The sequence below is a fragment of the Hymenobacter sp. UV11 genome (genome assembly GCF_004684095.1).
Taxonomy (GTDB): Bacteria; Bacteroidota; Bacteroidia; order Cytophagales; family Hymenobacteraceae; genus Hymenobacter.
Window position 1 is genome coordinate 20,311 of record NZ_SRII01000016.1, and the last position, 22,714, is coordinate 43,024.

15 protein-coding genes are annotated in these 22,714 nt (G+C 59.7%); 4 read left to right on the forward strand and 11 right to left on the reverse strand.

The window, feature by feature from the left end:
- Positions 1 to 543 precede the first annotated feature (543 nt).
- The 3 genes from E4631_RS22465 to E4631_RS22475 all read left to right on the forward strand — a co-directional run bounded on the left by E4631_RS22465 (position 544) and on the right by E4631_RS22475 (position 3,137).
- The gene (locus tag E4631_RS22465; protein ID WP_166648045.1) at positions 544 to 1,797 is read left to right on the forward strand and encodes a replication initiation protein; all 1,254 of its coding nucleotides are present in this window, start codon (positions 544 to 546) and stop codon (positions 1,795 to 1,797) included.
- A 591-nt stretch (positions 1,798 to 2,388) separates the two neighbouring features.
- The gene (locus tag E4631_RS22470; protein ID WP_133657148.1) at positions 2,389 to 2,607 is read left to right on the forward strand and encodes a transposase; all 219 of its coding nucleotides are present in this window, start codon (positions 2,389 to 2,391) and stop codon (positions 2,605 to 2,607) included.
- A gap of 86 nt (positions 2,608 to 2,693) precedes the next feature.
- Positions 2,694 to 3,137, forward strand: a complete 444-nt coding sequence (locus E4631_RS22475) for an IS3 family transposase (protein WP_133657147.1) — start codon at positions 2,694 to 2,696, stop codon at positions 3,135 to 3,137.
- A 109-nt stretch (positions 3,138 to 3,246) separates the two neighbouring features.
- On the opposite strand, the gene E4631_RS22480 is transcribed toward E4631_RS22475, so the two are convergent.
- The 9 genes from E4631_RS22480 to E4631_RS22520 form a co-directional block, all read right to left on the reverse strand.
- A complete protein-coding gene (locus E4631_RS22480; protein ID WP_133657146.1) occupies positions 3,247 to 4,815 on the reverse strand; it encodes a glycoside hydrolase in 1,569 nt (522 codons plus the stop codon).
- A 223-nt stretch (positions 4,816 to 5,038) separates the two neighbouring features.
- On the reverse strand, positions 5,039 to 7,114 hold the full coding sequence (locus E4631_RS22485; RefSeq protein ID WP_133657145.1) for an alpha-glucuronidase: 2,076 nt from the start codon (positions 7,112 to 7,114) through the stop codon (positions 5,039 to 5,041).
- 79 nt (positions 7,115 to 7,193) lie between these two features.
- On the reverse strand, positions 7,194 to 8,150 hold the full coding sequence (locus E4631_RS22490; protein WP_133657144.1) for a glycoside hydrolase family 43 protein: 957 nt from the start codon (positions 8,148 to 8,150) through the stop codon (positions 7,194 to 7,196).
- A 37-nt stretch (positions 8,151 to 8,187) separates the two neighbouring features.
- Complete coding sequence (locus E4631_RS22495; RefSeq protein WP_240735180.1) at positions 8,188 to 10,677, reverse strand: glycoside hydrolase N-terminal domain-containing protein; 2,490 nt, start codon at positions 10,675 to 10,677, stop codon at positions 8,188 to 8,190.
- A gap of 15 nt (positions 10,678 to 10,692) precedes the next feature.
- On the reverse strand, positions 10,693 to 12,621 hold the full coding sequence (locus E4631_RS22500; protein ID WP_133657143.1) for an esterase family protein: 1,929 nt from the start codon (positions 12,619 to 12,621) through the stop codon (positions 10,693 to 10,695).
- Positions 12,622 to 12,702: 81 nt separating this feature from the next.
- Entirely contained in the window at positions 12,703 to 14,046 is a 1,344-nt protein-coding gene (locus E4631_RS22505; protein ID WP_133657142.1) for a family 43 glycosylhydrolase, read from the reverse strand.
- A gap of 184 nt (positions 14,047 to 14,230) precedes the next feature.
- The gene (locus E4631_RS22510; protein WP_240735182.1) at positions 14,231 to 15,850 is read right to left on the reverse strand and encodes a glycoside hydrolase 43 family protein; all 1,620 of its coding nucleotides are present in this window, start codon (positions 15,848 to 15,850) and stop codon (positions 14,231 to 14,233) included.
- Positions 15,851 to 15,863: 13 nt separating this feature from the next.
- Positions 15,864 to 17,159, reverse strand: a complete 1,296-nt coding sequence (locus tag E4631_RS22515; RefSeq protein WP_133657140.1) for a glycosyl hydrolase family 8 — start codon at positions 17,157 to 17,159, stop codon at positions 15,864 to 15,866.
- A 98-nt stretch (positions 17,160 to 17,257) separates the two neighbouring features.
- The gene (locus E4631_RS22520; protein ID WP_133657139.1) at positions 17,258 to 18,931 is read right to left on the reverse strand and encodes a glycoside hydrolase family 43 protein; all 1,674 of its coding nucleotides are present in this window, start codon (positions 18,929 to 18,931) and stop codon (positions 17,258 to 17,260) included.
- A gap of 254 nt (positions 18,932 to 19,185) precedes the next feature.
- On the opposite strand from E4631_RS22520, the gene E4631_RS22525 reads away from it, so the two are divergent.
- A complete protein-coding gene (locus tag E4631_RS22525; RefSeq protein WP_133657138.1) occupies positions 19,186 to 19,614 on the forward strand; it encodes a transposase in 429 nt (142 codons plus the stop codon).
- 272 nt (positions 19,615 to 19,886) lie between these two features.
- Here E4631_RS22525 and E4631_RS22530 read toward each other — a convergent pair whose 3' ends face one another.
- Together E4631_RS22530 and E4631_RS22535 are read right to left on the reverse strand one after the other, a co-directional pair.
- On the reverse strand, positions 19,887 to 20,279 hold the full coding sequence (locus E4631_RS22530) for a VOC family protein (RefSeq protein WP_133657137.1): 393 nt from the start codon (positions 20,277 to 20,279) through the stop codon (positions 19,887 to 19,889).
- A 227-nt stretch (positions 20,280 to 20,506) separates the two neighbouring features.
- Positions 20,507 to 22,693, reverse strand: coding sequence for a family 43 glycosylhydrolase (locus E4631_RS22535; protein WP_133657136.1), 2,187 nt, complete (start codon positions 22,691 to 22,693; stop codon positions 20,507 to 20,509).
- Between the last annotated feature and the right edge of the window lie 21 nt (positions 22,694 to 22,714).

Consider the following 22,714-nt stretch of genomic DNA (forward strand, 5'->3'; position numbering starts at 1 on the left):
GGATGCTTGCGCAGCGCGAAGTAGGCAAGCTTTTACTTAATATAAATTATATAAAATATTTTCGCCCAGTGTGCGGAGCCAGACTTGATGTTGAGCGTTTAAAAAGGAGGCAGTAAGGCTCTCAACTTTTTTACAAAAAAAACACTAGCTAGTCTTTACTTATTAATAAGCTTTATAGTCTTTATGGCCCTCATAACTCATTGTTCATCAGTTTTTTGCAATGCCTATCTGCTACCAAATTGCCGTTTCCTGCTACCAAATTGCCGTTTCCTGCTACCAAATTGCCGTTTCACGACTACCAAATTGCCGTTTTAGCTAGCCCTATCTGCTACCAAATTGCCGTTTCCTGCTACCAAATTGCCGTTTTAATAAAGCCCATCTGCTACCAGATTGCCGTTTCGGCGATTGCTATCTGCTACCAGATTGCCGTTTTGTAACGTGCACGGCATCTGCTACCAAATTGCCGTTTTGCGGGCAAAATGACCCGTTAAATCGCGGAAATTCGTACCTTGACTACCTTATCTGCTACCAAATTGCCGTTTTGTGACCAGCCAGCTAACCGTTATTCCGCCGCGACCGGAGGTGCGACAACACAACGCACTGATAAACAGCTCATTTGTGTTGAATACCTTGGAGTGGCGCGCCTTCACGGCTATTCTGGCGCGCATCCATCCCGACGACGAAGAGTTCAAGGAATACTTCATCCCAGCCCCAGAACTGGTGGGGGAAGAAACCGGGGGAAGTGCTTATCTTCAAATAAAAAGTCTATCTAAACGACTGCTGAATAGAACGTTATACGTAGAGCTATTGGGCCCGAACGGGGAGCGCGTGAGCAAGCCCGATTATGAATATATCTCCTTCATTACCAAGGCGCGCTACATGCGCCAGCGGGGGGGACTCTTCGTAAAGGTCAACCCGGATTTTATCCCGTATCTGCTGCAACTAACGCAACGCGGCAACTTTACCAAGAGCCTGACTACGGAGCTTAAAAGCCTGAGTAGCAGTCATTCCTTCAAGATTTATTGGCTATTGTCAGAGTACCGCACGTTTGGAACTCGTACTATTACGGTGGAAGACTTGCGGTTTCGGCTGGGTATCCGAGCGGATGAGTATGCTGACCGATTCAACAATTTTAAAGCAAAAGTATTGGATAAGGCGCAGGAAGAGCTGTCTGATACCGACTTATGCTTTGAAATGGAACTGCTACGCGAAGGCAAAGCAGTGAGGCAAATTCGCTTTACGTTTAATGCCAGCCCCCTGGTACTGGAGCCATCTGCTACCAAATTGCCGTTAGCAACGGCGCATACGCCGCCAGAGCGGGAGGTTTGGGTCACCGAGCTACTTGCTTTGGGGGTAGGGGAGGCGGGCTGCGAGGTTATTCGCCGACACTTGGCAGAAGGTCAGTACCCCATTGACTACCTGAGCTATGTGCTGGAAGTAATGCGGCGCCCTCGCAAAGCTAAGATTCGGAAACCGGCTGATTACGTTTACAAGTGTATTACGGGGAAGCTGTTGCTAGAAGAATTCTATCGTAGCCAAGAGCCTGTAGTGATGCCACCCATAGACAAGCCGACTCGAAAAACAAGTATTAAATCGGTGCCAGTGGTGCCAGCTGAAACGGTTTTCACACTGCAAGAAGTACAGCAGATGTACGATAATCCAGGACCTTTTCTTAAGCGTAGCGAACGTGCAGCCACGTTTGAAGAGCACTTACAGCGTGTGTACTTAAGCCAGGGTTTTATGTTGGAAGAGCGTGCCGGTCAGCAAGTATTAGTTTTAAAAACCAATACTTATTAAGTGCAATATTAAAAATATTAATATAAAATTTGTGTACCAATTTTTTATACCTCCACATAATTCAAATCAAGATTTTTACGGAAGTATAAAATAGTATTTCACGCTAGTTAGAAGCTTTATACTATTATAAACTAATTAGTAAGCAGCTAGTTAGGGTTATTATTTAACGTAATCCACGTCATAAGGCCTGCCAGACTATTACAGCTTTGACGTCTGCGAACGCGGTCGCGTCAGTGAAAGCGCTGATTGTAGATTTCAATAGCCTTGCCATAATAGTTACTGCTGAACATGAGGTAGCCATAGCCGCCAAAGGTCCCCAATAGAATGAAAACGGGAACTGGGGCTTTGCTGAACGCCGAACCCGGCCCGCTTTCCTGGTCAGCTTGGTGTTTACTCACTAGCAACGCCACCGCCATCACGGGTCGCAGCGCTAGGCTCCAGCGCATTTGGGCACGAGGCCTTGTAGCGCACCAGCGCTGCTTGTCTTCCGCCGTGAATTCGAGCGCTGGGACGCTCGTCCACCCGGTAGCCACTTGCAAGGATAAGGTGGTCAGGTAGAAATGGACACGGCGAAAGTAACTTTCCCTTGTCATGGAAGCAACAAAACCAGTCGGTAAACGGCACCGAACCAAGTATGATGCGGCCTTTCGGACCGAAGCAGTCCGCCGCGTCACCCAGGATGGACAGGCGGCAACGCGCGTCGCGCAGGCCATGGGCATGAGCGAGGCAGTCTTGGGCAAGTGGGTGCGGGCGGCCCGCGCCCAAGAGGCGCGTCCAGCCGGCAGCGAGGCGCTGGAACAGGAAAACTAGCAGTTGCGGGCCCAATTGGCCCGCGCCGAGATGGAGCGCGCTATTTAAAAAAAAGCGCTGACCATATTTTCACAACCGACGGGCCGATGAAACGCTTCGTTTTCATGGCCTTACACGCTGGCTGTTGGCCGGTGCGTGAGCAGTGCCGCTTGCTGGCTGTCAGCCCCAGCGGCTACTACGCGTGGCGCAAGCGCACGCCGGCTACAGCCGAGCCCGCGCTTGCCGCCTGGCAAGTGGCAGCCCAGCGGGTGTTTACGACCCATGCCGGCCGCTATGGGCAACGCCGGCTGCGCGCCCAGCTGCGCCGCGAAGGCCATGCGGTGGGCCGGCAGCGGCTGCGCGGCTGGCTTAGCGCCAGCGGCTTACACACCCTCTGCACCCGCTCTAGCACCCGTCCCCCGCGCACCACCCAGGCTGACCCACAGGCCGTAGCCGCCGCCAACAAGTTGGCGAGCTGGCCAGCCTCCACTGCCCCAAATCAAATCTGGGTCGGCGATATCACCTACCTGGCCCTGGCCACTGGGAACTAGGCCTACCTGGCCTGCTGGCGCGATGCTTTTTCCCGACGCGTGGTCGTGAGATGGCCCGCTAGTTTAGGACTACCTAGCGTTGTTTTCCGTTCCTACTATTGTGTGACCCCTACAAGGCGGCCTGTAGCTTAAGCAAATAGACATCGTTCTCGCACAGCGGCAAGTTCAAGTGGAGCCGGCCATCGGCGCTGACGCGAACTTGCCGTTTCTCCTGTGGCTTACCCGTCGCCAGGGCTTTGAGCGAGGTTACCTGCTGCTTGCTTAGTTGGGCCGGGGAGCCCATTTCTATATATGATGTGTAGGCATCGTTGCGCTTATAGCCTACCTGCGAAATGCTCAATACATACGCGCCCTGGCGCAAGCCATTCACCTGAACCACTACCTCCCCTTTGCTTTTGGCTGGCAAGTCCTTGACAAAGTATTGTTGATTGTTAATGCTATCCGGAAGCGTGCGGGTGTAGTCCCAGAGCAGCAGTTGTACGTTGCCTTTGCCGTCGGTGGTGGCCATTGACTGCCCATCGTTGTTGCGGAGTTCCGTGGGCGAGAGCGCGTTCAAAAACTGGTAAGCGAAGTACGCTGGCTTCTTGATGCCTTGCGTATTCATCAGGCCGAAGCCGCCGTGAAACGCTTCAGCGCGGGGGCCGGCTTCCTCAAAAATGTCCGAAAAAACCCAGTAGGACATCGATTGCGCGGTGCTACCCACCTGCTTCAACTTTTGTAAGATGTAGGCTGCCTGGTGGTAGCTGTCGTGGGTCGGGTCGGCAGGCGTGTAGGAAGAGCTCCATTCGGTGTAGTGCAGCTCCAGCTTGGGCATCGCAGATTGCTGAATTTCCACGCGGTTTTTCTGCACATCCACGCTGATGGCCTGCGCATCCTTGCTGAGCACGGTGCCGGTGGTCCCAAACTCATCGAGGAAGCCCTGGTTGACGCCGTAGGAATGCGTGCTGACAAAGTCCAGCGGCACCTTGTTTTGGGCGCAGAAGGCAATTGTCTCGGGAATCCAGGCGGCCCCGGCAGTGGCCGGGCCGCCTACCCGGTACCGGGCATCAACGCTTTTGATGGCGGTGGCCGCGTACTGGTACAGCTTAAAGTAATCGGCTTGCGTACCGGTCCAGAACCCGTCCAGGTTTGGCTCGTTCCAGACTTCAAAATACCAGCTCGCCACCTCCGCCGCGCCGTAACGGGCGGTAAAATGGGCGGTTAGCGCCTTAATCAAGTTTCCCCACTTCTCGTAGCTGCGCGGTGGGGTCACGTTGCCCCGCCACCAGAAAATAGTTTTGTCGCCGCTGGCCAGGGCCGCGGGCATAAAGCCCAGCTCGACAAAGGGCTTCACGTGGATGCTGAGCAAATAATCGTAGAGCGCATCGATGTACTGAAAATTGTAGTGCTCCTGGCCGCGGGCATCGACGCGGTAGAGGCCCATGTCATCGGTGAGCAAGCCGTGCATGCGAATGTAGCGAAAGCCGGCATCGTGCTTGATTTCAGCGAGTTGCTGCTGCCAATCGGCACGCAAGCCCTCATTGGCCCGCCCCGCCCCGACGCAGGTATTAAACGTCGGGCTAAGCTTGCCGCTGCTGGCCTTTACGTTAACCTCAATAACGCGGCGCTGGGCCCGGCCTGGCAGCGACAACAATAGAAGGCCACTTGCCGCAAAAACCATCATGGTTTTGAGAAACATGTACTTGTCCTTAAGCTTAGGTGATGGGAAAACGGAGAAATGAGTAAATTAATCACGCCAGCTGAGCCAGGGTTAAGCAGGCGCGTCGCCATCTGGTGGGCAAACCTAAACCGCATTGGCAAGAACTGAGCGCAGGTTTCCCATTGGTTGGCATGGTAGCGGCAGTGGTACCGGTGGTGCCGGGACCACTGCCGCCTGCAAACGCTGAGCCCCCGGCCAGCGCCTACCGCCGGGGGCGTTGCGCATCGTTGGCAATGACGCCGTCCAGCGTGTGCATGGGCGGCTCCACGGTGGCGGGGATGGGCAAGTGGCTGAACTGCTGGAAGTAGAGCAGGCAGGCATCCTTCCAGAGCACGGCGTTGCCGCTTTGGGCGCGCAGCTTGTCTTGCACCGCGGCAAACCGCTCGGCATCCACGTAGGGCCGGGCTGCGTCCCAGGTTTGCTGAAACTGCCGCACCTGGTGCACCCCCAGGTCGTAGTGCAGGGCCAGCTCGTCCCAGAGGGTGCGGCCGCTCTTCATCTTGAAATCCCACGGGAGGTGGTGGAACCAGAGCAGGTACTCGTCGGGACAGGTAGCGGGGTTGTTGAACTGGGCGGCCAGGGGCTCGTGGTACTGGCTCACGGCGTTGCTGCCGGCGGTGGTGCGGTCAAAGCCCACGCCATTGAGGGCGGCCTGGTGGTAGTAGGGCGGCGTCCAGTCGGGGCGCATCTGGGGCGGGGCCCACCAGGGGCCGGGGCCGTAGTGGTCGTGGGTAGCCGACATGATGTGGTGCAGGCCCAGGGGCATGGAGTAGTTTACGGCGGCCTCGCGGCTGGCCAGCATCAGCTGCTGCACCGGGGCCAGGAAACGGGTGTTCCAGTCGGCAGCGCTCGGGGCCGGCTGGCCGGCCGGGCCGGTGGCCGACCCAGCGAACGTCAGCCGGAGCCACTCTTCGGCTATCTGGCTGCTCTTAATGGTGTTATTCCAGGCCAGGCGGCCGAAGGCGTACCAGTTGGCCTGGCCAAAATCCTGGCCGGTCCAGTTGGTAGCCAAGCCCACGTTGGCCACGCCGGCCATGGCCGAGTGCTGCTGCGGGTACACGCTGCCGTCGGTGCAGCGGGCCACGGTGCTGCCGGGGCCGGCCTGGTAGGTGTCGCTGCCCAGGGTTTCGGCCCACATGGGGGCCAGAAAAACCAGGTCGGTGGCGTGGCCCAGGTACTCCTGGGTAATCTGGAATTCGGGCATCACGGCGGTTTTTTTCAAGGCCCCAAACAGGGGGCTGAATGGCTCGCGGGGCTGGAAATCAATCGGCCCGTTTTTCACCTGAATAATGACGTTGTCGCGGAATTTGCCGTCGAGGGGCACAAATTCGTTGTAGGCCTGCTTGGCGCGGTCCTTATCGGTGGGGCTGTACACGAAGGCGCGCCACATCACCAGGCCGCCGTAGGGGCGCACGGCATCGGCGAGCAGGTTGGCCCCGTCGGCGTGGGTGCGGCCGAAGTCCTGGGGCCCCGGCTGGCCCTCGCTGCTGGCCTTCACCAAAAAGCCCCCGAAGTCGGGAATCAGCGCGTACACTTCCTTGGTCTTGTTTTTCCACCAGCTGATGACGGCCGGGTCCAGCGGGTCGGAGGTTTTGAGGCCGCCCAGCAAGGCCGGCGAGGAGAATTTCACGGCCAGAAAAACTTTCACCCCGTAGGGCCGCAGCTCGTCGGCAATGGCCTTGGTGCGGGCCAGGTAGGGGGCCGAGAGCATCTGCGGCGAGGAATTCACGTTGTTAAGCACGGCCCCGTTAATGCCCACCGAGGCATCGGCGCGGGCGTAAGCCTGCCACCGGGCCTTGTCCTGCGCGTTCACCGCAAACGCGCTGTCCTTGCGCCAGAAAATGGACTGGCCGGCGTAGCCCCGCTCAATCGAGCCGTCGAGGTTGTCCCAGTGGTTGAGCACGCGCAGCTCGTAGGAAGGGTTGGAAACGCCCGCGGCCAGCGGCTCGCCGGTTTGCTGGCGGCGCAGCAGCTCAAACGCCCCGTACAGCAGTCCCGCCTCGGTGGCGGCCTCCACGCTGGTGGCTCCTAGCCGAAACCCGTCGTTCCGCAGGGCTTTATCCTTCTTGATAGTCAGCCGAACGGTAGCCCCGGCCGCGCCCTGCCAGCCGCGTTGCAGCTCCTGCTTAGCTGTGGCCAGCAGGGGCGAGCTTTTGGCGGCAGTAACCACCGTGACCGGCGCGGCCGGGTGCGGCCGTAGCCAAAGCTGGTGGCCGTCCTCAGCCTTGAGCGCCAGGGCCCCGCACAGGAGTAGGATACTGAAAAAGAGTTGTTTCATGTGGGTGGATTCGGGGTTGTTGAGTAATCTTAGGGAGGCCAGGTTCTAGCGCTTGCCGCCTGGGTAACCCTACCCCCCCCTACTTCACCTGCTTCACGCCCTCCGTCGTCTGCACGATGGGCTGAATGGTGCCGTCCTTGTTATAGTGCAAGTAGTCCACGCAGATGGAGCGGCGGTAGCTGCCGCCGGTGGGCAGGGAGCCGTTGTGGTAGAAGAAGTAGCTCTTGCCCTTGTAGTCGACGATGCCGGGATGGGTAGTGAAACTATTCGGCACGTTTTGCTGGATAATGCCCTGGTAGGTCCAGGGGCCGGTGGCGCTGGGGGCCGTGCAGTACTCAATCATTTCGGGCTTGGTGCCGGCGCTGGCGTACACCAAGTAGTAGAGCTTTTTGCGCTTGTACACCCAGGGCCCCTCGATGTAGTTTTTGGGCTTGAGCACGGTGATGGGGCTGGCCAGCTCGGTCATGTTGTCCTTCAGCTTCACCCACCGGCAGCTACCATTACCCCAGTACATATAAACCTGCTTATCATCATCGACAAAGATGGTGGGGTCGATATCATCCCAGGATTGGGGCTGGTCTTTGGTCATCTCATTCACGATGAGCGCCTTGCCGATGGCATCCTTGAAAGGCCCCGTGGGGCGGTCCGACACGGCCACGCCGATGGCCGAGCCGCCCTGACTGTTCTCATCCTTCTTGTGGAAGGTGGCCACAAACCAGTAGAACTTGCCGTTGTGGTACACGCACTGGGCGGCGTAGGCATCGCCGGTGGCCCAGGCGAACGTCTTGGGCGAGAGGCGCTTGCCGTAGTCCTTCCAGTGCACCATGTCGGTGGTGGAGTAGATGCGCCAGTCGGGCATTTTGTAGTTGGTTTCGCTCACCGAGGCCGTGTCGTGGCCGGTGTACAGAAACAGCGTGTCGCGGTACACCAGCGGCGCCGGGTCGGCCGTGAACACGTCCTTGATAATGGGGTTTTGGGCCCGCAGGGCCCCAGCGGCCAGCAACAGGAGAAGGAGGGCTAAGAGGTTGTTTTTCATGGGGTAGGGAATATTTCAGGAGGAAAAACCAAGCCAATTACTGCGCCCGCAGCTGGTAGGCCTGGCCGGCTTTGGTGGGAAAATCATACACCCACGACGGGGCCAGGGTGGGCCGCCGGGCCGTGGTTTTGCTCGATACTAGCGGGGCCTTCACGGGCAGCGTCTGGTAGAAGGGGTTGGGGTTTTCGCCCTCGGCGGGGCGCAATTTGGGTCCGCCCTTGGCCGCTACCTGGTGATGCACCCGCACCCGGCAGGGGCCCCCGAGGGGCGAAACGATGCGTGCCCGCGTGAGCTGGCCGTGGACCCAGGCCAGGTCCACTACATAGCCGCCGCGGGCCACCAGGCCGGTGACCTCGCCGGTGGGCCAGGCATCGGGCAGGGCGGGCAGCAGGTCGAGGGTGCCGTCGTGGCTCTGCACAAACAGCTCGGCCAGGCCGGCGGTGCAGCCGAAGTTGCCGTCAATTTGAAACGGGGGGTGGGCGTCGAGCAGGTTGGGGTAGGTGCCGCCGCCCTCGCTCACGTCGCTGGGCTGGCTGGCGCGGGGCCGCAACTGCTCGGTGAGCAGCTTGTAGGCGTGGTTGCCATCCTGCATCCGGGCCCAGAAATTCACCTTCCAGCCCATCGACCAGCCCGTGCTCACGTCGCCGCGCTCGGTGAGGGTGGTGCGGGCGGCCTCGAACAGCTCGGGCGTACGGTAGGGCGAAATCTGGGCGCTCGGGTACAGCCCGTAGAGGTGCGAGATGTGGCGGTGCTGGTCGCGGGGGTTGTCCTCGTCTTGCAGCCACTCCTGCACCTGCCCGTACTGGCCAATCTGCATGGGCGGCAGCTGCTGGCGCAGGGCGCGCAGAGTGTCGGCAAAGGGCTGGTCGAGGTGCAGCAGCTCGGCGGCCCGAATGGTTTTCGAGAACAGGTCGAACACCAGCTGGTTGTCCATGGTGGTGCCGGCCACCAGGGCAATGTCCTTGCCCTGAGCCTTATAGGTATTTTCGGGCGAGACCGACGGGGCCACCACCCGCCACTGGTGGATGGGCTCGGTCTGGAGGGCATCGACGAAGTAGGTGGCCGCGCCGCGCAGCACGGGGTAGTAGTCGCGCAAAAATTGCTCGTCGCCCGTAAACAGGTAGTGCTCCCACAAATGCTGGCTCAACCAGGCCCCGCCCATGGGCCAGAGGCCGTACTGCGGCGGGTCCACCTGCCCGGTAATGCGCCAGATGTCGGTGTTGTGGTGCAGCATCCAGCCGCGGGCCCCGTACATGGTGCGGGCGCTCTGCTGGCCGCTTACGCTCAGGTCTTTAATCATGCTGAACAAAGGCTCGTGCAGCTCGGTGAGGTTGGTGATTTCGGCGGGCCAGTAGTTCATTTCGGTGTTGATGTTCACCGTATACTTGCTGTCCCAGGGGCCCTTGAGCTGGTCGTTCCAGATGCCTTGCAGGTTGGCCGGCTGCCCGCCCGGCTGCGAGCAGCTGATGAGCAGGTAGCGCCCGTACTGAAAATACAGCGCCGCCAGGGCCGGATCGTGGCCCTGCGCGAAGCCGGCCAGACGCACGTTAGTGGGCAGCTGCGCGGCGGGCGTGGTACCCAGGCTCAGCGTCACGCGGTTGAAGTAGCGCTGGTAGGCGGCCACGTGGGCGGCCAGCGCCTGGGCGTAGGGCCGGCCGAGGGCCCCCGCCAGGTAGGCCGTGGCCCGCACCGCGGCGTCGCCGCTCACGTCGTGGTAGTTCACGAAGTTGGTGCCAATGGAAATGTACACCGTGGCGCTGGTGGCCCCCGCAATGCGTAGGCCCGCCGCGGTGGCTTGCACGGTGCCGCCCTCGGCCACGGCCTGCACCCGCGTCTGGAAGCGGATTTTGCCTTCCTGCCCTTCGTGCGCGCTGCCCGTGCCGTCGAGCACCAACTGCGCGCCTTCGGGGTGCAGGGTGTGCTGCATCGGCGTTTCCTCGCTGAGCAGGCAGCTGATACGGCCCGGCTGGCTGGCCGTGAGGAGCACGATAATCACCTGGTCAGTGAGGGAGCTGAACACCTCGCGCCGGTACTTCACCCCATCGAGCTGGTAGCTGACCGAGGCCACGGCGCGGCTAATATCCAGGTCGCGCTGGTAGCCGGTGGCGCGCTCATGGCCGGGGAAATCGAGGTACACGTTGGCGGCCAGCTGGTAGGGCATGCCACTGTTACCGAAGGGCTGCATTTTTTCCTGGGCCAGCGCCTGGGCCTCCACCTGCTGCCCGGCCAGCAGCTGCGCCCGCAGCTGCCGCACCACCGGCAGCGCGTCGGGTTTCACGTTGTTGTTAGGGCCCCCGGCCCAAATGGTTTCCTCGTTTAGCTGCAACCGCTCGCGCGCCGGCCCACCGAACACCATCGCGCCCAGCCGGCCGTTGCCGAGGGGTAGGGCCTCGTTCCAGTTGGCGGCCGGCTGGTCGTACCACAAGCGTAGGGGGGTAGGCGCGGTCTTACCTAGGGCAGTAGTGGCGGCAGCGGCCCAGCAGAGTAGAAGTAGGAAGGCCATGGTCAGGCCGTTACGTTTATTCATGCGTGAAGTAGTTGCCTAAAACAGTTTCTGCGCAAACAAGTACAAATCGTGCCGCCACACGGGCCAGGTGTGGCCGCCGGGGTACTCGCTGTACGCGTACTTGATACCCATTTCGTCCATCTTGGCGCGCATCACCTTGTTGTTGGCGTAGGCGATGTCGGTGGGCCCGCCCATCGAGAGCCACAGCTGTTTCAGGTTGGTGTTGATGGTGCTGGTATTGGCCTTCATAAAGGCGTATTGGGGGTCGGACATCTGGGCATTGTTGGAAAAATAGCCCGAGCTGAACACGCCCAAATACTCGAACATGTCGGTGTTGCGCAGGCCGGCATAGAGCGTTTGGATGCCGCCCATCGACAGGCCCGCCAGGGCCCGGTTTTGGGGCCCCGGCGCTACGCGGTAGTTGCTTTCCACCACTGGCATCACGGTTTTCTTCAGCTCATCCTCAAATTTTTTCAGCGTGGCCTCTCCGAAGCCGGCCAGGCCGGCGGGGCCGCCCATGTTGCCGTCCAGCATCACGATAAGCATGGGCTTGGCCTTCTTGTCGGCGATGAGGTTGTCCATAATCAGGTCGGTTTTACCCTGCTTGGCCCAGCCGGTTTCGTCCTCGCCGCCGCCGTGCAGCAGGTACAGCACGGGGTACTTGGTGGTGCCGCTGGCCTCGTAGCCAGCCGGCGTATACACGTAAAACTGCCGCCAGGTATTGGTCACGGCCGAGTAAAACTTCCGCACCCGCACCTCGCCGTGAGGCACGTCGCGCAGGGCGTAGAAGCCGCTGTTGCGGGAGGGTACCTCGATGCCGCTGGCCATGCGCCCCATGCCGTAGAAGGTGTCGCTGGCGGGGTCGGCCACGGGCAGGCCATCGAGCAGCAGCGAGTAGTAGTGCAGGCCCTCGCTCAGGGTGTCGGTGGTGGTGGTCCAATAGCCCTCGGCATCCTTAGTCAAGTCATATTTCCGCACTAGGTCGATTTGCACGCGCTGGGCATCAGGCGCTTTGAGGCGAAACACAGCGCGGTTGTCGGGCAGCATTTGGGGGTATTTGGCGTTGCGCACGTTGGTGGCGGCCGGCGCGCCTAGCACAGTGTAGGTGGATAGGGACGCCACATCGACGGGCTTAAACAGGAACTGCGAGAACATGTAGAGCCCGTTTTTCCAAACCTTGAAATCGTGTCCGCCGGGCTCGATGTAGTACACGTGCGGTACATCGTGCTGGTAGAGGTAGTCGTGGGTGCGCTGGCTGATGGGCAGCAGGCCGTCGGCGTCGCCGCACGAAATCCAGAGCAGCTTGAGTAGCTTTTTGGCGCGGGCCGGGTCGGGCACCAGCACTTCGGGCAGCTTGGTGTTGGGGGCCGACGAGAAGCCCCCTACCCAGGCAAATTTATCGAGGTTGCCCAGCCCAAAATCCAGCGACTGGCCGCCGCCCATCGAGAGGCCGGCTAGGGCCCGGCTCTCACGGTTGGTGAGGGCCGGGTAGTGCTTTTCGACGTAGGGAATGAGGTCGGTCAGCAGGTCCTGCTCGAAGTTGGCAAACCCGGCCACTTTCTCGGGGCTGTAGATATTGCCCACCGCCCGGTCGTCCTTCAGGGCCCGGCCGTTGGGCATCACCACCAGCATCGGCTTGAGCTTGCTCGCCGCGTACAGGTTATCCAGAATCACCTCCGGGTGGCCGCCCTTGAGCCACTCCTTTTCGTCGCCCCCGATGCCGTGCAGCAGGTATAGCACCGGGTATTTCTTCTTCTTGGAATAGCCCGGCGGCGTGTACACCAGCGCCTTGCGCACCGTGCCCACGGTTTTGGAGGGGTAGGCGATGCTGTCGATTTTGCCGGTGGCAATGCCCGCCGTGGGCTGGTCGAAGCCCTTGGGGCCCTCCAGCGCTATTTTTTGGGCAAACGCGCCGCTGGCGCTCAACAAGGCGATACTAAGGATGAGGGAGAAAACAGTTCTCATAGTTTGTGAGAAAAGGGTCGGGTGGACCCGGTGTTGGGTGGGAAAATCAGGCGTTTAGTAATTAGCGGTGGGTAGGCCCGCTCACTCAAACCGCACCCAATCAATGGCCACGGGCGCGTTGGTTTTGGGCGCCACGAGCAGCGCGTGCGTGCCGGGCCGGAAGGCAGATAGCGGCGCTTTCACTTCCTGCCACTGGCTGCCCTTGGGCACGGTGACCAGGGCCAGCACGGGGCCGCTGGGTCCGTCGGCTCGGAGCTGCACGGTGGCTCCGGCGGCGGCCTGCACGCGTAGCGTCACGGTCTTAAGGGCCTGTTTGCCAAAGGCTACCCCGTTGTACTGCACCCAGCCCTGGCTGTTGGCAAACTCGGTTTTCCAACCCTGAAAGGTATTCGCCGTGTCCAGAAAGGCGATGGACGCGCCGCTGCTGCTGAGGCGGCTGTAACGGTCGAGCTGGATTTTCTGCTTGGCATCCGTCAGGCCCGCGCCGCGCAGGGTGGGCACCACTTTGCGGATGTTCCCATTAACCTCAAAAAACAGGCTATCGAGGCGAATGGAGCGGGCTTTGTCGAAGTTGGGCGACAGGTCGTTGTGGTGGTAAAATAGGTACCATTGGTTCTTGAAATCGATAATGGAGTGGTGATTGGTCCAGCAGCCCGTAAACTCGTCCATGATAACCCCTTGCACTTTGAACGGCCCGAGTGGGCTGGTGCCGGTGGCGTATTCTAGGCGCTCGATTTTGTTCTCCACGTGCGGGTAGGTGAGGTAGTAGGTGCCGTTGCGCTCCATCATGTAGGGGCCCTCCTTCAAGCCTTTGGTGGGTAGCTCGCCCAGCGTTTTGGGCTCTGAGGCCAGCTCCAGCATGTTCTCCTTGAGCTTGGCTCCGTAGATATTGCCCTGCGACCAGTAGAGGTAGGCCTGCCCGTCCTTATCGATGAACACGTTGGGGTCGATGCCGCGCACGCCCTTGATGGGTAGAGGCTGCGGCACGAAGGGCCCCGTTGGCTTATCCGCCACGGCTACCCCCACCGTAAAACCCTTGCTGATAGTCGTATCCTTCGGGGTGGTCGGGAAGTAGAAGTAATACTTGCCGTTGCGGAAAATACAGTCGGGGGCCCACATGCTGTAGCTGTCGGGCTTAGCCCAGGGCACCTTATTCTGGGTCACGATGACGCCGTGGTCGGTCCAGTCAGTCAGGTTGGCGGAGGAGAATACGTGGTAGTCCTCCATGCAAAACCAGCCGAGGCGGCCGCGCCCCTTGGTGGCCAGAATGTCGTGCGAGGGGTACACGTACACCCGGCCGTTGAACACCCGCGCCGATGGGTCGGCCGAGAATTGATTGGTAATTAAGGGGTTTTGGGCTGCCGCTGGGCTCGCCCAAAAGCTGGCTATCACGCTCAGGAAAACAACTAGGTTACGTAGAATCATGGTGTTGTTTTTTAATCAGGAAAGGCTACTAAATGGCTGTTTTTAAAGCTTGTAAATGAGAATTATGAACGGTCATGCTGAGCTTGTCGAAGCATCTCTACCGCTTCGCTGCAACGGCTCAGATGAAGCGGTAGACATGCTTCGACAAGCTCAGCATGACCGTTATACCAGAATCCCTACCCCCTCACTTCCCCCCCACTATCGTATCGGCGATGCGGAAATAATCAAAGTCAGCATACCCGCCCGGCGTTTTGGTGGCGTAGTTGAACAGGCCGAACCGGTAGCCGATGAAGTGCGGCAGCGTGTAGGCCATTTTGAGGGGCCCGCCAATCGGTTTCCAAAACTTCCCGTCGAGGCTGTAGAAGAACGTAGCGCGGTCCTGGCGGTCAATGAAATCGCAGGTAGCCTTGAAATACACCGTGCTTTGGGTGAGCGGGATGCGCGCCATTTCCACGGGTTTTTCCGATTCGGCACTCACCATCACGATGGATTTTACGCCATTGCGGTTTTCTACCCCCACCTGGCCGTAGCGCTTTTGCAGCAGCGCCAGGCCGGCAAAATCACCGTCCTTTAAGTGCGACACATCCAACGACGTGCTGCCGGCGCACACGGGGCCGATGGTGCGCTGCGTCAAGGTATTGCGGGCCAGCAGGAAGGTGGTGTCCACACGGTCGGTTTTCAGGCGCAGGTAGCCCTTGCGCTCCTGCACCGACCAGAGGCTGTTGGCGGGGTTGTGGTTCCATTGCCACACCAGCGGCAGGGCAGCCTCGCCCGGCCGGCGCGCAAACTCATCGGAGGCCACGACGCCAGGGATGAGGCGCTTATTGGGGGGTAGGGCCAGGGTTTCGGGCACCTTTCCGGCCGGGTCGCCCAGCGTGGGCCAGCCGTCGGTCCAGGTCACCGGCACGAGGTAGGGAATGCGGCCCACGGACCCGTTGTCGCGAAATAAGTAGGCGAACCACCGGCCGTCGGGCGTGTCGATGAGGCCGCCCTGCGCCACGCACTGGTCTTGCAGCGCCAGGCGGCCTTCGTAGGGGCCCGTGAGCTTATCGGCCCGGTGCACCACCACGGTACGCATCCCGTTTTTGGGCCACACAATGTTGAACAGGTAGTACTTACCCTTGATTTTGAACAGCTGCGAGCCCTCGGCTTGCAGGTTGATGTCGGGGCCGGCGGGGGCGCTGGCATTCTCCAACAGCATCTGCTCGGTGGTGCCGGGCTTCACGCCCGAGGCGTCGGCCGTGAGCTCTACCAGGCGCAGCTTGCCCGCGCCATACACCAGGTACACGCGCCCGTCGTCGTCAAAAAACAGCGAATGGTCGTGGTAGCTGGGCTGGAAGGAAACCTCTTTCCAGGGGCCCTTCTCGATGTTTTTGGTCGAGTAGATGTAGGTTTTGCCGGTGGTCTGGGCGAAGGTGCTCACGTAATACGTGCCGTTGTGCAGGCGAAGGCTGCTCGCCCACGAGCCACGGCCGTAGGTGCTTTTGCCGTTGGTGAGCGTCAGCTCGTCGGGGCTGCCCAGGGTTTGGTAGGCGTAGCTCACCAGGTGCCAGTTCACGAGGTCGGTCGATTTCATGATGGGCACGCCGGGGCTCATGTGCATCGTGGTGCTGCTCATGTAGTAGGTGTTGCCCACCCGAATCATCGACATATCCGGCACGTCGGCGTAGATAATCGGGTTCTCAGCCCGCTGCACCGGCAGGGCCTGCTGAGCCTGCGTCGCTACCGGAACGACCGCGGCCATTAGCAGACCGAGTACGAAAGCGCGGCAGCGGATACTCGCAGGTAGTTGGTGGATGGTCATGGTGAACTGCGAATTAGTGAACCGAGGGCTTAATAGCTTGATACTTGCCGCTCAAATGCAGGAGGCTGAACAGGTAGAGAATCCCGTCGTAGTAGGGGTCGAAATAGCCGTCGGCGTATGGGGCCAGCTTAGCATCCCAGAGCGCGTGCACGAACGCCAACTGCGGGTCTTGCCGCATCAGCGAGGCCGCCGCGCTGGTGGATACCAGCCCCAGCGAGTGCCGCAGCTTCTTCACGTCGCCGGCGGGCAGGATAAAGTCGGGCCGCGAGCCGTCTACGTTGAATTGGTCTTCGAAGGTATTCAGGCCTTTGCTGCGCAAAAAGCCCTGAAACCGCCCGGCATATTGCTGCTGCCAGGCCTTATCCTTGCCAAACCACACGTAGTCCATAGCAATGTTCATGGGCACCCGCCACGAATCGTAGCGAAAACCGGGCGGCGCCCACTTGGTCGCGTGGGGCGCGCCGCTAAACTCGGTGTAGTCGTAGTTGAGGCCCGTGGGCGCGGCGCAGGCTCGGTGCAAAAACGCCCGTGATGTATCGGCGCACGCCCGGTAAAACGGCGCGTGGCCGTCCTTCGCGTACTCGGCCCACACCTCCATAAAGGCGGGCAGGTGGTACGAGGGGTCGGTCCAGTTGTACATATCACCCACCGGCACGAAGGTTATCTGCTTGTGCTCGATGTTAATCAGGTTGCGCACGCCGCCAGTACCATCTTTTTTCCACGAAGCATCCAGAATGCGGCGGGCCTGCTGGTAGTAGTTGATGCCCGTAGCGTTGCCCCAGCGGTTGGACGCAAACAGCAGACTCGTAACGAAGTACAGCTCGCCATCGGAGGCGGGGCCCTCCGAATTCAGCTTCATCGTGGTAGTGTTGAAACTCCAAGCAAAGTAGCCCGCCAGGGGCCCGTCCTGGTGCTGCAAATTCTTTTTCGACCACCGCCAAAGCCGGTCAAACACCTCTTTCTTATCGAGTTGCACGGCCAGCATCATCCCGTAGGAAAGCCCCTCGGTGCGGGCATCGTGGTTTTTCAGGTCCGATACGTAGGCCATCGAGTCGCCCACCTCAAAGTAAATTTTCTCGGGACCCTCAAATAAAGCCTGGTAAGTCTGGGCTATTTTCTGGTCGATGGCGGCCTGGCTATAACCGGCCTCCTGGAGCAGATTGGGGTACTTGCCAGTGTAGAAAGCGCCTTGCTGGCTGGCGGGCACCGGCTTTGGGGCGCGCTGGGCGGCCACACTACCCACGCCTAGCAGGCACAGTAGCAGCAAGCTAACTTTACTGTGGTTAAAAAAGGCAAATAATTTTCTCATAAAATAATGACAGTAAACAACTTACTTATTTGATAACGCCTGCCCGCAGGGTGCCGGGCATAAGCGTCTGGAATGAGAACGGCAGCGTAGGCCGCGCCTTATTTCTGGTACACGGGGTCGTGCCCCTCGTATTTCAGCGACTTAAAGGAGGCAGTGTTGGTAGTCGGCTGTCCAGCTGAGGTGGCGTACATGCCGTACAGGCAGCCGATGAAGCCGCCTGCGGTTTGCGTGCTCAGAAAGCGCGCATCTACCTTGTCTTTCAGCAAATTATACTGTTTGCCATCCTCCGAAAAGCGGAAGCTGTACGTGTCGCCGTCGGCGTTAATGCGCAGCATGACCTTGCCGGCCGCCGCCTTCAGCGGGGCTTTGGCCAGCAGCTCGGGGGCCTTGGGGTCGGCGGTGCTTTTGAAAAGCTGCACCACTGGCTTACCATTTTCCGTTGATTTGCAGAGGTAGTAGAAGTGCTTCTCGTCCTGAAACGCCACCAGGCCAGCCGTTTCATTCGCCGTCTTGGCCGCAAACGTCAGGTCGATTTCGGCGCTGCCGTACATGTGCTGCTGCCGCTTGCCGACGAAGGCCGGGCTGCCCAGCTCGGCGCAGGTTTCGGGCTTTAGCTTGAGAGTGAGGCCCTTGGCCTTGCTCAGCGAAAAGTTGGTGCTGTCCACGGTACGCAAAAACAATAGCGCGGGGTCCAGCTGCTTCTCGAAGGTGAGGGTGTAGGCAAAGTTACCGCTCTGGGGTAGGGCCCCCGGCTGCTTCACCTCCGGAAACTTGGCCTGGTAGGCGTATTGCACGCCATTGGGGCCGGTGTTCATCACCGGCCAGTCGTTTTTCCATACCACGGGCGTGATAAACGTCTCGCGGCCCGTATTGTAGTAATTACCCTCATAAGGCCGCACCGCCAGGAAAATGGCGTAGGTCTGCCCATCGGGGCCCTCCACAAACTGCGCGTGGCCCGCCGACGTGATGGGGTTTTTGCGGTCGCGGGGCAGCTCGCGCTGCGAGAGAATCGGGTTGTTTTCGTAGGGTACAAACGGCCCCAGCGCCGACTTGCTGCGAAACACCACCTCCGTGTGGTTTACCGATGTGCCGCCCTCAGCCGCGTACAGGTAATACCAGTCGCGGGCCTTCATGAGGTGGGGGCCCTCAATCCAGACGGGCTTTTTGCTGAGGTCTACCCCCCCATTCACGAGGATTTTGGCCTCGCCCACCGTCTTCAACGTGGTCGGGTCTAGCTCGATGATTTTAATGGAGCGGTGGCCGTCGTAGAGGGGCGTGCCGGGTGGGTCGCTGTTGTAAATCACGTAAGCCTTATCGCCCTCAAAAAACAAAGACGGGTCAATGCCCTTTACTTCGGGCAAAAAAGTCGGGTTGCTCCAGGGCCCGGCGGGGTTTTTGGCCGTCACCACAAAGTTGCCCTTGTGGTCAATGAGTGTGCAGGTGACGTAGAACGTGCCGTTGTGGTGCTCAATGGCCGGCGCGAATAGCCCGCGGGTCATCCGGTCGCCCATGAAGTTCATTTGCGAAGGCCGGTCTATCACATTTCCAATCTGCTTCCAGTTTTTCAGGTCTTTGCTGTGCATGACCGGAATGCCGGGGAAGTACGAAAAAGTGGAGTTTACCAGGTAATAATCTGGTCCTACCTTCGTAATGCTAGGGTCTGGATAAAAGCCAGTTAGAATAGGGTTAACCAGCTCAATCGATTGTGCAAGCCCCACCGTTGATGGCAGCAAGCCCACTCCTAGGGCCGCAAGAAACTGTTTGGTATTCATCGTTGGTAAAGTAGCGCCCTTGTTTTGGTAGGAAAAAAGGCGGCGACTAGGTAATGGACCTATTCACCAGCCGGTGCCTAATTGGGGCCGGGCTAAACATACAATGCGTTTTTCAGCGCAACTTTACCGATAGGTAGGGGCCCCGACAGGACCAGGGCTGAGCCTGAGTAGAAAGGCGCGGAGTTAACCTGCAATAGACACTCAAACTGCTCGACCAGCAAATCCAGGCACTGCAGGCTGAACTCCTACCCTTATTGAAGCAACATCACACCCGTGAGATGCCGCTGCCGTGCTCCATTCCAGGTATTGGCCGTGAAACGGCCGCCCAACTGCTACTCTTCGCCAAGGGCTTCGCGCAGGTGCAGAACTACCGTCAACTCATTGCCAAGGCCTGTTTGTGCCCGCGCGAATACAGCTCGGGTAGTAGTGTGCGAGGCAAAACACGCATCACACGCATGGGTGGAGGCTTTATTCGCAGTAAGCTATTTATGTGCAGCTTCGCTGCCAAACAGTCGAACGCGGCCTGCAAAGCCCTTTTTGAGCGATTGGTAGCCAAGGGTAAGAATGGAAAGGTCGCCTTGGTAGCCGTCTGCAACAAGCTGCTCAAGCAAGCCTGTGCCATCGTCCAGTCAGGGATTCCCTATCAAGCAGAATTTAGCTCAAAACTTGCCCCCACCCCTTGACCTTTAACACAGTTCATTTTTCGTTTCTGGTTCAGTGCGACCCCAATTAGGCGTATTTATATACTAAGGCATCTTGCCGTGCTTTATCAAAAAGTAGATTCTTATTCAGCTACCAAGACCCAGTTCCCAGCTACTACAGCCAGGTGTCCCCGCCTCGACTGGCAAAGCCGGGGCAAATAGCTTGCGTAGGTTTGCAGTCAGTAACTCACCGTGCAGAGTGGCTGGCAAGTTACTGACTACGAAGATATTTACACGGTTACAACCGCGTTGCCCTACACCATATAAAACTCCCAGGCGATACGGTCGGGGTCTTTAAAGGCCACGTACTTCATGGGCCCCACGGTGTCTTGCTTGATGCCGGTGTTCTCCACCCCGGCTGCCTCCAAGGCATCGGCTACCCGGTGTAGCTCGGCCTCATCTTCGCAGGCGATGGCGATGTGGTCGAGGCCTACGTTGAAGGGGGTGAAGGTGCTCCCCCCCGGATAGGTGGGCTGCGCCTGCTTGAAGCCAATGAAGGTTGACCCTACCAAGAAACCCAGTATTTCGGGGGTTTCCAGCGCTACGGGCAAGCCCAGCAAGTCATGATAAAACGCCTTGGCGCGGGCAAAGTCAGTGGTACGCAGGGCGACGTGCGCCAAGCCTTTGGTTTTGGGTTGAATGGCCATGAAGAAGAAAAAGAATGCGTTGGCCCCGTTTAACGGCAAATCGCGAACGTAGGCTAACCGGCCTGCCGAGCAACGCCCGGTGCAAGAAAGGTGTCAAGGCGCTAGCTGTTTATAGCGATAATTACCCCCTTATTTGTAAAAGTTATCAGACAACCAGCGTCTCGCCTCCGTTGGCTCAGCCCCTAGCCTCAATCGGCCGCCTGAAAGGGCTGCTGCTGGCGCTGGGGCTACTTCACCCGCACCGGCTGGATGCCGGTGTGCGTGGGCACCACGGGCCGGATGCTGCCGTTGGGATTGAACTCCAGCTTGTCGATACACACCTCGCGGTGGAAGCCCGCGTCGCCGCCCATCTTGATGCCGGTGGGGTAGGTGAAGCGGTGGTACACCAGGTACCACTCGTCGCGGCCCGGCACCTGGATGGTCGAGTTGTGGCCCGTGCCGTAAATACCGGCCGCCGGTTTTTTGCTGATAACCAGGCTGTTGGCCGGCACCGTGATGAGGCCCAGCGGCGAAGTGGCTGTGCCGTAGCGCACCTGGTAGTTGGGGCTGCGCGTGTCGTCCTCGCTCCACATGACGTAGTAGGTGCCGTTGCGAAACAGCACGTGGCCACCCTCGCGGAAGGTCTTGTCGGGCGTGAGCACCCGCGTGGTACCGGGCTTGAGGCTCACCAGGTCGTCGTTGAGCTCGGCGCCGGCCAGGTAGCCATTGCCCCAGTAGAGGTAGGTTTTGCCGCTTTTCGGGTCCTTAAACACGGCCGGGTCAATCTGCTGGCCGCCCTTTACGCCCTCAGGCAGCTGGTCGAGCAGCGGCCGGCCCGAGTCCTTGAACGGCCCGGTGGGGCTGTCCGACAACGCCACCCCGATTTTGGCGCCCGCGCAGAAATAATAGGCGTAGCGGTAGCCGGTAGCCGTTTTCTGCTCAATGATGCATGGGGCCCAGGCGCTCTTCTTGGCCCAGCTCACGTCCTTGGGCAGGTCCAGAATCACGCCCTCGTCCTTCCAGTTCACCAAATCGGACGACGAAAACGTTTTGAAATACGTGCCCGACCAGCCGGTGAAGCCGTCGGTGGTGGGGTAGAGGTAAAATTTGCCGGTTTTCTCAGCGTACAGGATGGCCGGGTCGGCGTAGTAGCCGGGCAGGGCCGGGTTGTGGGTTTCAGTTACGCTCACCCGATAGGCGCGCTTGGCCGCACCCTGGCCCACGGTGTACGTTACGGGGCCAGCCGCAAAGTTCTGGGGGCCGCTGGGCGCTACGGGTAGGGCTGGGTTGCTGATTTGCAGGTCAAACGCCTTCAAATTAGTGCCCGGCAGCGCCAGGAAATCGACCTTGCCAGCGGCGCTGTCCACTACCGTGTTCGGCTTGCGCAGGGCGGGGTTAGTGGCCGTCAGCAGCACGTCGGTGGGGGCCAGCCAGCGCGTGGCCAGGCGCGTGGCCTCGGCGGCCGTGATGGGCAGCACGGTGCCGTGGCGGGGGTGAAAGTTCATGCTCACCTCGCCGTCCACCACCGCAAAATGCTCCAGGTCGCGGGTACGGGTAAACTGGTACTTGCCGCTGGTGTACATGTCGTACATCAGAATGTAATCGTCCGAATTGTTGAGCTTGAACGTGCCCGCGCCCTCCACCGGGCTGGTAGTTTGCTGCACGTACTGGTCGCGCTGCACATAGCCGCTAGTGAGCTTATCCGACACCGCGATTTTGATGCCGTTGCCCTGGCCCTCGGTCTTGAAAAACAGGTAGTACTTGCCGCCCTTGGCCACGATGTCGCCATCGATGCACGAGCCATTGGTGGGCGAGAAGAACAGCTGCTTCGGCTCGCCTTCCAGGTCCGTAAAGTCCTTATTAGCGTAGGCGTAGTAGATTTTGTCGGGCCCGCCGGCGTACTGCAACGAGAAGTACACCAGGTACTTGCCGGCCTTGACGTCGTAGATGGTTTGCGGGGCCCATACCCGCTTCAGGCTCTCCTGGTGGGGGTAGCGCGTGGGAAAATGCACGGCGCTCGACTTCCAGTTAATCAGGTCCGTGGACTTGAGCAGCACCAGGCCGCGGTTCGAGTCCCAGCCCTGGGCCGACACCATGTCGGTGGCAGTCATGTAGAACGTTTTGCCATCGTGCCCGCGCAGGATGTGCGGGTCGCGCACGCCCCCGGTCTGGCTGATGGCCGCCGAACTCACGACTGGCCGGTTGCCATGGAGGGCCGTGTAGTGGTAGCCATCGGGACTGAGGGCGAAGCGGATGGCCTCCTCCTTCTTGTCGTTGCCGGTGAAGTACACAAACAGATAGGCGCTGGGCTTTTCCGGAGTGGCCGGAGGGCCCGCGGCGGCGGGCGCGGCCAGCCCTACCCCCCCCAGCAGCAGCAGCGCCCGCCCGATGCGCTTCAAAGCCCCAAAAATTGACTCCAATTGATTATAAAACATACAGTTACTACTACCAATGCA